The following is a 16,010-nucleotide window of genomic DNA, read 5'->3' on the forward strand; positions in this document are numbered from 1 at the left end:
TGTGTCAGGCAGCCGTGGTGGTGGTGCGGTAGAGATCGGGATAGGCGATTTCCATCAACGCCTGCGGCCGCGCCGGCGCGGCGAAACCGTGCTGTGCGTAGAGCGCATGCGCATCGGAGGTGGCGAGCATGAAGCGGCGAAGGCCCTGCAGATGCGGATGGGCCATCACTGCCGCCACCAGTTGCTTGCCATAGCCGCGCCCACGATGGGCATCAAGCACGAACACATCGGCCAGATAGCCGAAGGTGGCACCGTCGGTGATCACGCGCGCGAACGCCACCTGCCCTACGCCCTCGCAATAACCGCCGAAACACAGCGAGCCGGCGATCGCCCGCTGCACCGTGTCCAGCGGAATGCCCAGGCACCAATAGGCCTGCTCGCTAAGGAAGCGATGGATCAACGGCAGGTCGAGTTCCTGCTTGTCGGTACTGATGCGTAGTGCGGGCATGGATTCCATCGCAATGGCCCTCTTCTCCCAGCGGGAGAAGGTGCCCCGAAGGGGCCGATGAGGGGCGCCTCCCGAAACTTCGAGAGGCAACCGGGTCGAACGCGTCGCCACGCGCCCAAAAGGAGAACAATGGAAGCAAATGCTGCAGTCGTTCCCATGACTGGCGCGTGGCGACGCGTTCGTCATGATCTATCCTGAAAGTTGACTGCGGCGCTCCCACCCCCTCTCCCGGGGGGAGAGGGGCTTTTGCTCAGCGGTTGACCTGTGCGTACAGGGTCGAGCTCATCCCGAACAGTTTGATGAAGCCCTCCGCCTCTTGCACGCCCCAGTCGGCCGATTGCGCGTAAGTCGCGCCCTTGGTGTTGAGCAGGTGCGGCGAACGCACCGCCACCGCGTCGACACGGCCACCGCGGGTTTCCAGCGTGACTTCGCCGTTGACCTTGGACTGCGAGGACTTGAGGAACGCCTCGATATCGCTCTTGAGCGGGTCGTGATAGAAGCCTTCGTACACCAGCTCCACCCACTTGCGCGCCACGTCCGGCTTGAAGCGGTTCTGTTGCTTGGTCAGCACGGCGTCTTCCAGCGCACGGTGCGCAGCGAGTAGCGAAACCAGGCCCGGTGCCTCGAACACGATGCGGCCCTTCAAACCGATCACGGTGTCGCCGGTGTACACGCCGCGGCCCACGCCGTACTGCGCGAACAAGGTGTTGAGCTTGGCCAGGATCTTCGCGCCCGGCAGCGGCTTGCCGTCCAGCTCCACGGCTTCGCCTTCGACGAACTTCAGCGTCACCGTCAGCGCTTCGGTCGGCCATGCGTTACGCGGCGCGCACCAGCCGCGTGCACCTTCGCCCGGCGCTTCCCACCGATCGATCTCACCGCCGGACATGGTCAGCCCCAGCAGGTTCTCGTTGATGGTGTAGGCCTGCTGCTTGGCACGCACGCCAAAGCCGCGCGCTTCCAGATACTTCTGTTCGTAGGCGCGGGTCTGGGTGTGCTCTTTCTGGATCTCGCGGATCGGCGCAACGATCTGATAATCGCCCAGCGCCTTCACTGCAAGATCGAAACGCACCTGATCGTTGCCCATGCCGGTGCAGCCGTGCGCAATGATGCGCGTGCCCAATTCTTCAGCGCGCTTGAGCGCGGCATCCACGATCAGGTAACGGTCGGACACCAGCAACGGATACTGCCCCTGATAGCCCTCGCCTGCCCACACGAACGGCTTGACGAAGCCTTCCCAGATCGCCGGGCCACCATCGACGGTGACATGGCTGGCCGCGCCCAATTCGGCGGCACGCTTCTCGATGAACTCACGCTCTTCGGCATCCACACCACCGGTGTCGGCGAACACGGTGTGCACCGCATAGCCGCGCTCCTGCAGATACGGAATGCAGAAGCTGGTATCCAGACCACCGGAAAACGCGAGAACGATGTCCTTGGTGCCGGGAGTCGGGATTGGGGATTCGGGATTGGTGGAAGCGGTCTGCTGCGACATGGGGGTCTCTTTAGAAGTTGACTAAATAGGCGTGGGAGCCGGATTCGCCGTGGCGAATCACGAATCCCCAATCACGAATCCCGGCGGCCCTGGCCGACCAGGGCCGCCATGATCGCCTTCTGCACATGCAGGCGATTTTCGGCTTCATCGATGGCGATGCAGTTGGGCGAATCCATCACTGCGTCGGTCGCCTTGACGTTGCGACGCAGCGGCAGGCAATGCGAAAACACGCCATTGTTGGTCAGTGCCATCTTGCGTTCGTCGACGATGAAATGCTGGTACTGGTCGCGGATCGGCTTTTCCGGTTCCCAGTTGCCGAAGAACGGCAACGCGCCCCAGCTCTTGGCATAGACGACATCCGCGCCGGCGTAGGCGCTGTCGATGTCATGGCTCACCTGCAGCGAGCCGCCGCTTTCGGCCACGTTCTGCGCGGCCCAGTCCATGTAGCGCTGATCCAGGATGTAGTCCGGCGTCGGGCACAGCAGGGTCACGTCCATGCCCATGCGGGTCGCAATCGTCAACGCGGAATTGGCCACCGCGGTGTTGAGCGGCTTGGGATGATAGGTCCAGGTCAGCACATACTTCTTGCCGCGCAGATCCGGCGTGCCGAAGTGCTCCTGCAGCGCCAGCGCATGCGCCAGCTCCTGACACGGGTGAGTGATGGTCTCCATGTTGATCACCGGCACCGGCGAGTACTTGGCGAAGCTCTTGAGCACCTGATCTTCGCGGTCCTTGGACCAGTCGACGAACTTCGGAAACGCGCGCACGCCGATCAGGTCGACATAGCGTCCCAGCACGCGCGCCACTTCGGCGATGTGCTCTTCGGTGTCGCCGTCCATCACTGTGCCCAGATTGAATTCGATCGGCCATGCATCCTTGCCCGGCTGCAGTACCACCGCATGCCCGCCCAATTGGAACGCGCCCAGTTCGAAGCTGGTGCGGGTGCGCATGGAAGGGTTGAAGAACACCAGCGCGATCGACTTGCCCTTCAGCTCGCTTCCCAGCTTGTTGCGTTTGAACAACGCGGCCTGGGTCAACAGCGCGTCCAGTTCGGCGCGGCTCCAGTCCTGGGTGTTCAAGAAGTGCTTCAGTGACATTGATCGATCCTTTGCTGCCTGCTACCGCTGCGTTGGTCCGCCAGGAGCGACGGGGTGCGCGACATGCGCGTTTCTTGCGGTTGAAACTTTTGTGACGCCAAAACGAAAAAACCCAGCCTGTAGGCTGGGTCTTCAACGTCGGAACAGCAAACGCCCCGGCTTACCCAGCGAAAATGTGGGATTCCGGTCGGCGGGCACGCGATGTCATGCCGGAGGCCATCCGGGCGGCGCTTGTGTCGTGCTGAAAGGCGTTTGCTTGCATAGGGCGCGAATCCTCGCACGCATGTGGGCACGGCGCAACCGCTGCGCATCTCATCGCGGCGGCGCGACGATGGCGTCGGGAATGTACGGGGTGACCGAAACCCGGATGCGCAGCCGGTTGCCAGGATCTTCCGGCAGCCGCGAACGGTATTTGGTGCCCTTGTAGACGTAATCCACGTCGAAGGCGATCGGCCGGCGGAATTCACATGGCACTTCCACCACCTTGCAGCTGCGCCGTGTGCTGGTCGGCGGCGCCGCGGCGGGCGCCGACGGTTCGGGCAGACGCGAGAACATTTCCTTGACCGAATCCACCATGCGATTGATGCGACCCTCGTCCTCGGCCGGAGCAACAGCAGCCTGTGCCGCCTGTGTGGATTCGCATTGCTCTTCGATTCGGGTGGCGCGCAGGGTCTGGTAAACCGGCTCGACGTTGAGCACCTGCGCGTAATCCAGCTTCACGTTCTCGATCACCATCACCCGGTTCTTGGGGTCGGTTTCTGCCGCATGCGCTGGAAGTACCTGCCAGGCAAACGTACACAGCAGCATCAAGGACGGAGAAGGTCGCATCAGTACCAGGAAGGCGCAGCCAGGCAGTGTTCAAGTGTATGGAGCTTGCGCGAGCCTGTGCTGAACGCAGCCCATCCGGTCGCTGTTGTCCACAGCCGATTCGTCATCCCGCCGCAACGAGCTAGAATCGCGCGATTGCCCTTCTTCGGATGCCGATGAGCCTGCGCCTGCACAACAACCTTACGCGGCGGGTCGAACCGTTCACGCCGCTCGATCCGTCCAGCCCCACCCTCTATGTCTGCGGCCCTACCGTTTACAACTATGCGCATATCGGCAACGCCCGCGGCCCGGTGGTGTTCGATGTCCTGGCCGCGCTGTTGCGCCGACGCTACGGCGCGCTGCGCTACGCGCGCAACATCACCGACGTGGACGACAAGATCAACGCTGCAGCGCAGGCGCAGGGCGTCCCGATCTCGACGATCACCGACCGCTTCGCCGCGATCTACCGGCAGGACATGGCCGCGCTCGGTGTGGTGCCGCCGGATATCGAACCGGAAGCCACCGCGCATATTCCGCAGATCGTGGCGATGATCGAGCAGTTGATCGCCAATGGGCACGCCTACGCCGCCGAAGGCCACGTGCTGTTTTCGGTGTCCAGCTTCGAGGACTACGGCAAACTCTCGCGGCGCGATCCGGATGAAATGCTGGCCGGCGCGCGCGTGGACGTGGCGCCGTACAAGCGCGACCCTGGCGACTTCGTGCTGTGGAAACCCTCCAGCGACGAGCTTCCCGGCTGGGAATCGCCCTGGGGCCGTGGCCGCCCGGGCTGGCATATCGAGTGCTCGGCGATGGCCGCCGCACATCTGGGGCCGACCATCGACATCCACGCCGGCGGCGTTGACCTGCAGTTCCCGCATCACGAAAACGAAATTGCGCAGAGCGAATGCGCGCATGGCGGCGCCACCTTTGCGCGGTTCTGGCTGCACAACGGCATGCTCAATTTCAGCGGCGCGAAGATGAGCAAGTCGCTGGGCAACATCGAAACCGTGCACGACCTGATTGCCAAGCATCCGCCCGAAGCGCTGCGCTACGCGCTGCTGAGCGCGCACTACCGTCAGCCGCTGGACTGGTCGGATGGTTTGATCGAGCAGGCCACGAACACGCTGGACCGGTTGTATGGAACGCTGCGGGATCTGGCTGCGTTGGAAGCCTGCGGAAGCAGTGGCGTCGAAGTATCGAAGACGATCCCCGTCGAAGTGGAGTCTGCTCTCCAAGACGATCTCAACACGCCGCTGGCCTTGTCGGTTATCGCCAGCATCGCCTCGGAAGCGCGTGCGTTGCGCAACGAGTTGGTTCATGGCGGCGAACCTTCGGCACGTATGAGCGAGCTCCATGCGGTGCGCGCAAAGTTGCTGGGTGCCGGCCTGGCCCTGGGGCTGCTTCAACAGGACCCGGCCGCATGGTTCTCGCGCGGCACCGACGCCGACGACGATGCGCGCATCACTGCGCTGGTCCAAGAGCGCAGCGCCGCGAAGAAGGCCAAGGATTTCGCCCGGGCCGACGCCATCCGCAAGCAGCTCGCCGACGAAGGTATCGTGCTGGAAGACACACCGCAGGGCGTGCGCTGGAAACGCGCCTGACCGTTCCTTCTTCCACCGGGAGAGGGGCGCGCGCAGGGCCGGATGAGGGTGCGAGCTAGGCCGTGTTCATCGATCTCAGCAGGCTTCGCACTTACCCTCACGCCACTCCCTCTCCCGGTGGAAGAGGGGCAATGCCCGAATTCAAGACTCTACACTACTCATCCACTGAAATCCCAATTGCATATCTCCACACCCAACGCGCATGACCTACCCTTCTCCCGCCGGGAGAAGGTGGCGCGCAGCGCCGGATGAGGGTGCGAGCGACGCCAAGTGCACCTTTTTCTTGAGAGATGGACGAAGCCATTCGCATCGAATTCCTGCCAGGCTTCGCCCGTACACTCACCCCAACCCCCGCTCAGCGCCCCGGCCCGCGCTGGCGGCGCGGGCGCTCAAAGACCCGCGCGCCAGTGGCGCGCAAACCGCGCCTTCTCGCCCCGGCGGGAGAGGGGCTTTTACCGAACGCCCCTGGATTTTTGCGAACGATTCTGGAACCTTCGATGACCACCTCCCCCTTCCCGCTCGAACCTACAGCCACCGAAGCGCAGGCCGCCATTGCCGAGGAATTTTCCTTTTTCGGCGACTGGTCCGAGCGCTATCAGTACCTGATCGATCTTGGCCGCAAGTTGCCCGCCTTTCCGGAACACTGGAAGACCGAAGAACACCGTCTGCATGGCTGCCAGTCGATGGTGTGGATCGTGCCGGAAGGCAATGCCGAACGGCTGGATTTCCACGCCGTCAGCGATTCGGCCATCGTCTCGGGGCTGATCTATCTCGCCTTGCGCGTGTATTCGGGACGTAGCGCGCAAGAGATCCTGGCGACCGAGCCGGACTACATCGCCGGGATCGGCCTGACCAAGCATCTGTCGCCGACCCGCAGTAACGGCGTGGCCGCGATGCTCGCCTTCATTCGCGACACCGCGCGCACGCAGCAGTGAGCACGCCCACACCCTTGCCCGCCGATTCGCTGCGCACGCTGTTTGCTCACCCAGGCTTCGGCCTGGTGCTGCTGTATCGCGTGGCGGCGATGCTGTCCTACCAGATCGTCGCGGTGACGGTCGGTTGGCATATCTACGAAATGACCGGCAACCCGCTCTCGCTGGGGCTGATCGGCCTGGCCGAAATCCTGCCGTTCTTCTGCATCGCCCCCTTTGCCGGCTACCTGGTCGATCACTTACCGCGCCGCCGGCTGGGCATGGTCGCAGCGCTGGGCTTGGTCGCGACCGCGCTGCTGCTGTTGGCGATCCCCCAAGGCTGGCTGCCGGTCAAAGGCGTGTGGCCCATCTACGCCGCCATCTCGCTCACCGGCGCGGCACGCTCTTTCTTGTCGCCGGTCTACAACGCCTTGTTCGCAAGGGCGCTGCCGCGCGAATCCTTCGCACGCGGTGCCAGCATCGGCAGCGTCACCTTCCAGGCCGGCATGGTGATCGGTCCGGCGCTGGGCGGCGTACTGGTCGGCTGGGGCGGCAAGGGCCTGGCTTACGGCGTGGCCGCCAGCGTGGCGATGCTGGCGATCCTGGCATTGGCGCTGTTGCGCGTCAGCGAGCCGGTCAGCGAAGGTCCACGTGCACCGATCTTCCGCAGCATTGCCGAGGGCGCGCAGTTCGTACTGTCCAACCAGATCATGCTGGGCGCGATGGCGCTGGACATGTTTTCGGTGCTGCTCGGCGGCGCGGTGTCGATGCTGCCGGCCTTCATCCACGACATCCTGCACTACGGCCCGGAAGGCCTGGGCATCCTGCGCGGTGCGCCGGCGCTGGGTTCGATCGTGGTCGGCATATGGCTGGCGCGGCACCCGCTGCAGCGCAACGCGGGGCGCGTGCTGCTGCTCTCGGTCGCTGGCTTCGGGCTATGCACCATCGCCTTCGGGCTGTCGCGCCATTTCTGGCTGTCGGCGGCGATCCTGCTGCTGTACGGCATGTGCGATGGGGTGTCGGTGGTGGTGCGCCAGACCATTCTGCAGCTGGCTACGCCCGATGCCATACGTGGGCGCGTCTCTTCGATCAACAGCATCTTCATCGGCTCGTCCAACGAGCTGGGCGCGTTCTACGACGGCGTGATGGCGCGCCTGGTCGGCCTGGTGCCGGCGGTGGTGATCGGCGGCGGCGTCACCCTGGGCGTAGTGGCCACTATCGCCTGGAAGGCGCCACGCCTGCGCAAGCTGGATCTACGCGATCTGCAGTGAGCTGGGCGGCGGCGTGAGTGTCTGTGATTGCTCACCGTTAGCGCCGGTGGAGGAACAAGATCTCGTGCTACGGGCAGCACGCACGCAATAGAAGATCTGGCGCCGTTGCGGCAAACGCACGCAGCCTCGCGACCTCGTCGGCATTGGCACTCGTTGCGATCAAGCGTTCGATGCCCAGGCGATACGCTGTGTCCAATGCCTGCGACGCCGGCACGGCCACGTCGGGGAGCACGCCGGTGCCTTCCCAGTTCGCATGCGTGATCGCACTGACCGATTTTGCATACGGCACCACCGCCACAAAATGCGCACTCACCTTGAAACCGCGACTCGGGTGCGCGCCGCCGCCACTGGCGTCGCCGACGGCGGCGGCCCGCCCTGTTTTCTGCAGCGCATAGGCAAAATCCCCGGCAGCCGAAAACGTCTGCGGGGTAGTCAGCAGGTAAAGCGGCTTGCGGCCGCCGAAGGCCGGCCCCGGCAGGCCGGGCGTGGCCCAGGAGTGCGCGATGCTGTTGCTCTTGCGGGTGTAGATATCGTTCAGGCGCACCCGCTCGTCGAACAGATAACTGGCCAGGTAGGCCACCATTGCCGGGTCGCCGCCGGCGTTGTCGCGCAGGTCGATGATCAACACATCGGTGTTGGCGACAAAATCCATCGCCGAACGTGCAGTCGACGCGCAAGGTACGGGTAAGCGCAGACGCGGAACGTGAGGTAACCGACGTTGCCCTGCATCCGTTCGACCTTGTCGAAGGCGACGTTGTCGCGCGCCATCGCAGGCCGCGCCGCATCGAGCTCGGTGCGACTGGGAGAGACCGGCCCATCGCGCGCCCTCCGGGTGGTATTCCATCCACTGATGGCCGTCGTGCGAGACCGCACGTAGATCATCGGTCAGACGCTGCGCCAATGCGGCCGGATCGGCAATGGCCACGTCGTCGCCACGCGCAGCATTACGAGGCAAGACCTTGCGCATGCGCTGTGCCATGGCGGGATCGATGTACTGCGCGTCGAGCGCGTCCGCCACCGCGCCGGAAAGCGCCTGCCGCTCGCTCTGCTCCAGCACTGGCGGTGCCGCGTGTGCTACCGGGCAAGCCAACAGGTACGTCATCGTCCACAACACCGCCGCTCGCTGCATGACTGGCGCCTACGCCCGTAAGCCTGCGACATGCCGCATGTCGGCACTGCCGTTAGGGCCGACCATACCCCGATGCAGCGGAGCAGGAGACCATTAAAAAACCCCGCGCATGGCGGGGTCTTTCAGTGGGCGAAGCGGACGATCAGTCGCCCTGCTGCTTCTGCAGATGCTCCCAACGCTCCTGGGCGTCGATGGTGCGCTCGGCAGTCAGACGCGCCTCCAGGCGGTCCAGGCCGATCTCTTCGCCGGTGTCCACGCAGTAGCCGTAGTCACCGTCTTCCAGACGCTTGAGTGTGCTGTCGATCTTGGAGATCAGTTTGCGCGCGCGATCACGGGCACGCAGTTCCAGCGAGTTTTCGGTCTCGCGGGTGGCGCGTTCGGCTTCGTCGCCGATGTCGCGGACTTCTTCGCGCAGGTTTTCGATGGTCTGCTTGGATTCCTCCACCATCTCGTTGCGCCAACTCTGCAGACGCTGGCGGAAGTATTCCTGCTGCAGCTTGTTCATGTACTCCTCATCCGCGGCAGGCTTGTAGCCCTGCGGCAGGATCGGGCGACCGGTGGCTTCATCGGTCTTGTACTCGACCACCTTGTACTTGGTCTTGGGTGCCGAGCTGGACGGCTTGGAGGTCACGGCCACAGCCACCTTGCCGACCGGACGGGTCGCAGCAGGCTTGGCGGGGGCTTCGGTTTTGCTTGGCGTTTTTGCGGAAGATTTCGAAACGGGCACGGGATTCTTAAGTGACGGGGTCGCAGGCTTTGCCGGCTTCGCAGGGACGGCCTTGGGGGCCGGTGCGGGCGCGGGCTTTTCAACCTTGACCGGGACTGACTTGGCCGGAGCCGGCTTGGTGGCCGGCTTCGGTACGGACTTGGGCGCCACCGGCTTGGCAGCCGGTTTGGCGGCAGCCGGAGCTGCCTTCTTGTTCGCCGCCGGCTTGGCAGCACGCTTGGCGACGGGTTTCACTGGCTTTGGGGCTGCGGACACGGCGGTCTTGGAAGCCGGCGCCGGCTTGGCAGCGACCTTCTTCGCAGGTGCCTTCTTCGCAGGCGGCTGCTTGGTCGCCGGCTTGGCGGCCGGTTTCGAAGCGGCGGGCGCCGCTGTCTTTTTCGCAACGGGTTTGGCGGACTTCTTGGCGGCCTCTACGGCCTTTTTTGTAGGTTTTTTAGCAGCCACGAAACGCTCATCCTTGGTTCTCCCGGGGCCCGGGAAAGCGGGCCTTTATAACGTACCCCGCGGACCCGCGGCAACCACCTGTTAATGCAAGTGGCATATCATTGGCAAGTGATCTCACGCCTGCTCATCGCGCTGCTGCGCTTTTACAAGCTGTTCATCAGCCCCCTGCTCGGGCCGCACTGCCGTTTTGCGCCCAGCTGTTCGGAGTACGCGATGACCGCCATCGGCCGCTTCGGCCCGCTACGCGGCAGTTGGCTTGCCGCACGCAGGCTCGGCCGCTGCCATCCCTTCCATCCAGGCGGGTTCGATCCGGTGCCCGATGCGCCCGCGTCGCCCTCTTCTTCCTGTAGCTGCAAAGGACCCCATCCATGAGCCGAACCGTCATCGTCAATGCCCGCCTGGTCAATGAAGACAAGGAATTCGACGCCGATCTCCTGATCGAGGGCGGTCGTATCGCCAAGATCGACAGCAAGATCACCCCTGCCCCTGGCGATACCGTTGTGGACGCCGCCGGACGCTGGGTGCTGCCGGGCATGATCGACGACCAGGTGCACTTCCGCGAACCCGGCCTGACCCACAAGGGCGACATCGCGACCGAATCCGGCGCCGCTGTCGCTGGCGGCCTGACCAGCTTCATGGACATGCCCAACACCAACCCGCCGACCCTGGACGCCGCTGCGCTGCAGGCCAAGTACGATGCCGCCGCCGGGCGCGCCTGGGCCAACTATGGCTTCTACATGGGCGCCAGCAACGACAACCTGGCTCACATCCAGTCGCTGGACCCCAAGACCGCACCGGGCATCAAGGTGTTCATGGGCGCGTCCACCGGCAACATGCTGGTCGATAACCCTGAAACGCTGGACGCTATCTTCCGCGACGCGCCGACGCCAATCATCACCCATTGCGAAGACACCCCGACCATCGACGCGACGATGGGGCAGTACAAGGAAAAGTATGGCGATGCGCTGACCCCGGAGATGCACCCGGACATCCGTTCGCGCGAGGCCTGCCTGAAATCCTCGCAGCTGGCGGTGTCGCTGGCGCGCAAGCACAACACCCGCTTGCACGTACTGCACATCTCCACCGCCGGCGAGCTGTCGCTGTTCGAAGCCGGCCCACTGGTGGATTCGGACGGCAAACTGCGCAAGCGCATCACTGCCGAGACCTGCATCCACTTCCTGCGTTTTGATCGCAGCGATTACGCGCGGCTGGGCAACCTGATCAAGTGCAATCCTGCGATCAAGGAGGCCGAAGATCGTTTGGCACTGATCGATGCGCTGGCAGAAGACGTCATCGACGTGCTGGCCACCGACCACGCTCCGCACACCTGGGAAGAAAAGCAGAAGCCGTATGCGCAGGCGCCTTCGGGCCTGCCGCTGGTGCAGTACGCGCTGGTCGCGGCACTGGAGCTGGTGCACGAAGGCAAATTACCGATCACCCGCATCGTGCAAAAGTTCGCGCATGCACCAGCGCAATTGTTCGATGTGGAAGAACGCGGCTTCCTGCGCGAAGGTTACTTCGCTGATCTGGTGATGATCGACAACACGCCGTTTACCGTGCAGCGCGAGCAGGTGCTGTCCAAGTGCGGCTGGTCGCCGTTCGAGGGCACCACCTTCCGTTCGCGCATTGCCGCGACCTGGGTCAATGGCCGGCAGGTGTGGGACGGCGAGCAGCTGGTGGGCAGCGCTGCCGGTCAGCGCCTGACCTTCGACCGCTGATGCGCGCAGCCCTGTTGGGCGCCTGGTTAATCCTGGCACACGTATCGCTGGTCACCGACCGCGACGACGCGCAAACAGCCGCCGCGGCGGATGTCGTGTTTCCGCAAAGCGCATCGCAAGGTGCGCTGGTGATCGGCAAGGTGCCGGCAGGCAGCAAGGTGCAGTACGCCGGCCGCAGCTTGAGTGTGAGCGGTTATGGAAGCGTGGTGTTCGGTATCGGCCGCGATGCCACCGGGCCATTGCAGGTGCAGATCACCCAGCCCGATGGCAGCACACAGACCGTCAGCATCGCAGTGACGGCGCGCGACTGGCCGGTGGAGCGCGTCAATGGCGTGCCGCCCAAGACGGTCAATCCGCCGGCAGACATTGCTGCGCGCATCAAACGCGAACAGGCGCAGGTCACGGCGGCGCGCGAACGCGACGACCCGCGCACCGATTTCGCTCAGCCATTCATTTGGCCGGTGCAGGGTCGCATCAGTGGCCGCTTCGGCAATGCGCGCGTGTACAACGGCCAACCCGGTGCAGGCCATTCGGGCATGGATATTGCCGTGCCCACCGGCACGCCGGTGAAAGCACCGGCCGCTGGCGTGGTGACGTTCGCAGCGCCGGATCTCTATTTGACCGGTGGCACGGTGTTGCTGGATCACGGCTTTGGCGTGAGTTCGAATTTTCTGCACTTGTCGCGCATCGACGTGAAGGTGGGTGATCGGGTCGAGCATGGATCCCATTCGTTCGCGCACGCCAAGTCCTGCCCGCGAGCCTCTGCCCGGACCCCAACCGGATAGGGTTCAGCCGACTGCAGATCGTGGGGTGTCTGCGCCTGCTGGCAGCCCTCTGGATGGCTTGCCCGCTCGGCGGACGGTGTCCCGGACCCGGCTGCCATCTCCCCCTGCCCCCTTGCCTGCGTTCTCGGCGGGCAGCTCCACCGATCGGCTCCGTCCGTTCGATCCGTCGCTTCCTGATACATCGCTTTTTGATTCGATGCCTGCCGTCGGCACGCCTCATACAGAGGCTGCCCCAGCAGACACTTCGCCGGCCGCGCAGGTGGATCTACTCACGCTCGCGACAGTGGCGCAGCACCACGAGGCACTGGTGGGCCATGGGTTTACACACGCGCACATCGTTGCGCTCAGCCAACACCCGGCAGCGTTAGGGACCGTTGCTGTCACGTATCAAGACATAATCACGGCGTTGCCAGAGGCGACACACGAAGACATCGTTGGCGTCGGCAAACAGTTGTCCGGCGCACGCGCCCTGGAGGCCTTGCTCACGAAGGCGGGGGAGTTGAGAGGTCCGCCGTTACAGTTGGACACAGGCCAACTTCTCAAGATTGCAAGACGTGGCGGCGTGACCGCAGTGGAGGCAGTGCATGCATGGCGCAATGCACTGACGGGTGCCCCCCTGAACCTGACCCCGGACCAAGTGGTGGCCATCGCCAGCAATAGTGGCGGCAAGCAGGCGCTGGAGACGGTGCAGCGGCTGTTGCCGGTGCTGTGCCAGGACCATGGCCTGACCCCGGACCAGGTCGTGGCCATCGCCAGCCACGATGGCGGCAAGCAGGCGCTGGAGACGGTGCAGCGGCTGTTGCCGGTGCTGTGCCAGGACCATGGCCTGACCCCGGACCAGGTCGTGGCCATCGCCAGCAATGGCGGCGGCAAGCAGGCGCTGGAGACGGTGCAGCGGCTGTTGCCGGTGCTGTGCCAGGACCATGGCCTGACCCCGGACCAGGTGGTGGCCATCGCCAGCAATGGCGGCGGCAAGCAGGCGCTGGAGACGGTACTGTGCCAGGCCCATGGCCTGACCCCGGCGCAGGTGGTGGCCATCGCCAGCAATGGCGGCGGCAAGCAGGCGCTGGAGACGGTGCAGCGGCTGTTGCCGGTGCTGTGCCAGGCCCATGGCCTGACCCTGGACCAGGTCGTGGCCATTGCCAGCAATGGCGGCGGCAAGCAGGCGCTGGAGACGGTGCAGCGGCTGTTGCCGGTGCTGTGCCAGGCCCATGGCCTGACCCCGGACCAGGTGGTGGCCATCGCCAGCCACGATGGCGGCAAGCAGGCGCTGGAGACGGTGCAGCGGCTGTTGCCGGTGCTGTGCCAGGCCCATGGCCTGACCCCGGCCCAGGTGGTGGCCATCGCCAGCCACGATGGCGGCAAGCAGGCGCTGGAGACGGTGCAGCGGCTGTTGCCGGTGCTGTGCCAGGCCCATGGTCTGACCCTGGACCAGGTAGTGGCCATTGCCAGCCACGATGGCGGCAAGCAGGCGCTGGAGACGGTGCAGCGGCTGTTGCCGGTGCTGTGCCAGGCCCATGGTCTGACCCTGGACCAGGTAGTGGCCATTGCCAGCCACGATGGCGGCAAGCAGGCGCTGGAGACGGTGCAGCGGCTGTTGCCGGTGCTGTGCCAGGACCATGGTCTGACCCCGGCGCAGGTGGTGGCCATCGCCAGCAATAACGGCGGCAAGCAGGCGCTGGAGACGGTGCAGCGGCTGTTGCCGGTGCTGTGCCAGGACCATGGCCTGACCCCGGACCAGGTGGTGGCCATCGCCAGCCACGATGGCGGCAAGCAGGCGCTGGAGACGGTGCAGCGGCTGTTGCCGGTGCTGTGCCAGGCCCATGGCCTGACCCCGGACCAGGTCGTGGCCATCGCCAGCCACGATGGCGGCAAGCAGGCGCTGGAGACGGTGCAGCGGCTGTTGCCGGTGCTGTGCCAGGACCATGGTCTGACCCCGGCGCAGGTGGTGGCCATCGCCAGCCACGATGGCGGCAAGCAGGCGCTGGAGACGGTGCAACGGCTGTTGCAGGTGCTGTGCCAGGACCATGGCCTGACCCCGGACCAGGTCGTGGCCATCGCCAGCCACGATGGCGGCAAGCAGGCGCTGGAGACGGTGCAGCGGCTGTTGCCGGTGCTGTGCCAGGACCATGGCCTGACCCCGGACCAGGTCGTGGCCATCGCCAACAATAACGGCGGCAAGCAGGCGCTGGAGACGGTGCAGCGGCTGTTGCCGGTGCTGTGCCAGGCCCATGGCCTGACCCCGGACCAGGTGGTGGCCATCGCCAGCCATGGCGGCAAGCAGGCGCTGGAGAGCATTGTTGCCCAGTTATCTCGCCGTGATCCGGCGTTGGCCGCGTTGACCAACGACCAACTCGTCGCCTTGGCCTGCCTCGGCGGACGTCCTGCCCCGCATTCAAGGAAGAGGAAATCGCATGATTGAAAGGCCAGGTCATCGCTACCAGCGGTGCGACCGGGCGCGCGAACGGGCCGCACCTGCATTGGGGAATGAATTGGTTCGATGTGCGAATCGACCCGTTGTTGGTGCTTGAGCGCACGAAATAGAGCATTTGGCGACTGCCCTGTCTGACCTGCGGAAGCGCGGAGACGACGTTGTTACCGCGCGTGTTTGCTACACAGGTCGATAGCGGATCGAGCATTGTGCACAGGCCCGATCAGTGAACGTGCTCGGCGACCGGTGGGTAAAAGCAGCCCTAGCCAAGTGATCGGCTAGCGACAACGCACTTGCCGCGCGACTTGCCTTGTATGCCGTCGCTGGCGTCCTGCTGGCGCTACTTCGCTGGTCATCAAAGCAATCGACGGTGTGAGGACGCACTTGCGGTGCTCGTGTCGGCACGCTGGCAATTGGTACGTTGCGTGATGTACGCACGCGCGCGCGCGACGGCGTCGAGCATGGTGGTCGGCAGGATCTTGCAGTGGTGGTCGCCGATGGGCTTTCCGCGCTGGCCTTGCATCGCCCCCCGAGCGCATGCTCGACCATATCGATGTCTTGGCCTTGCAGGAAGGCTGGTCGCGCAAGGGCGCGTGGCGATCGGCGATGAAGTCGGCGAGCTGCTCAACGCGCGCGATAGTCGTGCTGATCGGCGAGCGCCCAGGCTTGAGCTCACCCGACAGCCTGAGCCTGTATCTCACCTACACGCCCCGCGTCGGGCTCACCGATGTCGCGCGCAACTGCATTTCCACTATCCGCGCCGAAGCACTGAGCTACGCGGAGGCAACCCACAAACTGGAGTACCTGCTGCGCGAAGCGTTTCGCCGCACACTCTCCGGTGTGCAGCTCAAGGACGAAGCCGAGCAGCCTGCATTGCTGTCGGCAGGGCCTGCCCATGGTGCGCCGCGCACATTCCTGTTGCCGGACTGAGCTGCGCGGCATCTGCAGATTAGGCATCGAGCACGCTAGGGCCTGTTAACATTAATGTCTTGAGCGATTAAACTATTGGGCATGGAGATCACGCCAGCACAATTTGCACTCATCGAGCATTGCCTACCTTTGCAACGCGGCAATGTCAGCATGACCAACCTGCAGGTAGTCAACGCCCTTCTTTACGTCGCAGAGCATGGCTGCAAATGGCGCGGTCTG

The 16,010-nt window shown here is 64.6% G+C and carries 11 protein-coding genes and 5 pseudogenes; 10 read left to right on the forward strand and 6 right to left on the reverse strand.

Annotated elements, in window-relative coordinates; all coding sequences use genetic code 11:
* Positions 1-4: 4 nt before the first annotated feature.
* The 4 genes from WJW29_RS06460 to WJW29_RS06475 all read right to left on the reverse strand — a co-directional run bounded on the left by WJW29_RS06460 (position 5) and on the right by WJW29_RS06475 (position 3,844).
* On the reverse strand, positions 5-457 hold the full coding sequence (locus tag WJW29_RS06460) for a GNAT family N-acetyltransferase (RefSeq protein WP_011408722.1): 453 nt from the start codon (positions 455-457) through the stop codon (positions 5-7).
* Between the two features lie 241 nt (positions 458-698).
* On the reverse strand, positions 699-1,940 hold the full coding sequence (locus WJW29_RS06465) for an argininosuccinate synthase (RefSeq protein ID WP_011259282.1): 1,242 nt from the start codon (positions 1,938-1,940) through the stop codon (positions 699-701).
* Between the two features lie 71 nt (positions 1,941-2,011).
* Positions 2,012-3,037: an N-acetylornithine carbamoyltransferase gene (locus WJW29_RS06470; protein WP_011259283.1), complete on the reverse strand. Its 1,026-nt coding sequence runs from the start codon at positions 3,035-3,037 to the stop codon at positions 2,012-2,014.
* Positions 3,038-3,349: 312 nt separating this feature from the next.
* Positions 3,350-3,844, reverse strand: coding sequence for a hypothetical protein (locus WJW29_RS06475; protein WP_027703614.1), 495 nt, complete (start codon positions 3,842-3,844; stop codon positions 3,350-3,352).
* Positions 3,845-4,020: 176 nt separating this feature from the next.
* Between WJW29_RS06475 and cysS the strand changes: the two genes are divergently transcribed.
* The 3 genes from cysS (at position 4,021) to WJW29_RS06490 (ending at position 7,627) form a co-directional block, all read left to right on the forward strand.
* Complete coding sequence (gene cysS / locus WJW29_RS06480) at positions 4,021-5,445, forward strand: cysteine--tRNA ligase (protein ID WP_012444736.1); 1,425 nt, start codon at positions 4,021-4,023, stop codon at positions 5,443-5,445.
* A 497-nt stretch (positions 5,446-5,942) separates the two neighbouring features.
* Entirely contained in the window at positions 5,943-6,380 is a 438-nt protein-coding gene (locus WJW29_RS06485; protein ID WP_011408724.1) for a SufE family protein, read from the forward strand.
* Positions 6,377-7,627 carry an MFS transporter gene (locus WJW29_RS06490; protein WP_011259287.1) on the forward strand — a complete coding sequence of 417 codons (1,251 nt, stop codon included), beginning with the start codon at positions 6,377-6,379 and terminating at the stop codon, positions 7,625-7,627. The genes WJW29_RS06485 and WJW29_RS06490 overlap by 4 nt, the downstream gene beginning before the upstream one ends.
* Positions 7,628-7,694: 67 nt before the next feature.
* On the opposite strand, the gene WJW29_RS06495 is transcribed toward WJW29_RS06490, so the two are convergent.
* Both WJW29_RS06495 and dksA read right to left on the reverse strand, forming a co-directional pair.
* Positions 7,695-8,756, reverse strand: a complete 1,062-nt coding sequence (locus tag WJW29_RS06495) for a S41 family peptidase (protein WP_011259288.1) — start codon at positions 8,754-8,756, stop codon at positions 7,695-7,697.
* Between the two features lie 142 nt (positions 8,757-8,898).
* Entirely contained in the window at positions 8,899-9,927 is a 1,029-nt protein-coding gene (gene dksA, locus WJW29_RS06500) for an RNA polymerase-binding protein DksA (RefSeq protein WP_011259289.1), read from the reverse strand.
* Between the two features lie 84 nt (positions 9,928-10,011).
* Here dksA and yidD point away from each other — a divergent pair, with 84 nt between their 5' ends.
* From yidD to WJW29_RS06535, 7 genes and pseudogenes are all read left to right on the forward strand, one after another.
* Positions 10,012-10,299 carry a membrane protein insertion efficiency factor YidD gene (gene yidD / locus WJW29_RS06505; RefSeq protein ID WP_033013281.1) on the forward strand — a complete coding sequence of 96 codons (288 nt, stop codon included), beginning with the start codon at positions 10,012-10,014 and terminating at the stop codon, positions 10,297-10,299.
* Positions 10,296-11,645 carry a dihydroorotase gene (locus WJW29_RS06510; RefSeq protein WP_011259290.1) on the forward strand — a complete coding sequence of 450 codons (1,350 nt, stop codon included), beginning with the start codon at positions 10,296-10,298 and terminating at the stop codon, positions 11,643-11,645. The genes yidD and WJW29_RS06510 overlap by 4 nt, the downstream gene beginning before the upstream one ends.
* Positions 11,645-12,361, forward strand: a pseudogene (locus WJW29_RS06515) (M23 family metallopeptidase); the annotation flags it as partial. The gene WJW29_RS06510 and the pseudogene WJW29_RS06515, both read left to right, overlap by 1 nt.
* 1 nt (position 12,362) lies before the next feature.
* Positions 12,363-14,837 (forward strand): annotated as a pseudogene (locus tag WJW29_RS06520) (TAL effector repeat-containing protein); the annotation flags it as partial.
* 14 nt (positions 14,838-14,851) lie between these two features.
* Positions 14,852-14,974, forward strand: a pseudogene (locus WJW29_RS06525) (M23 family metallopeptidase); the annotation flags it as partial.
* Between the two features lie 347 nt (positions 14,975-15,321).
* Positions 15,322-15,791 (forward strand): annotated as a pseudogene (locus WJW29_RS06530) (ethanolamine ammonia-lyase light chain EutC); the annotation flags it as partial.
* Between the two features lie 81 nt (positions 15,792-15,872).
* Positions 15,873-16,010, forward strand: a pseudogene (locus tag WJW29_RS06535) (IS5/IS1182 family transposase); the annotation flags it as partial.

It is taken from the genome of Xanthomonas sp. JL1, from assembly GCF_038405005.1.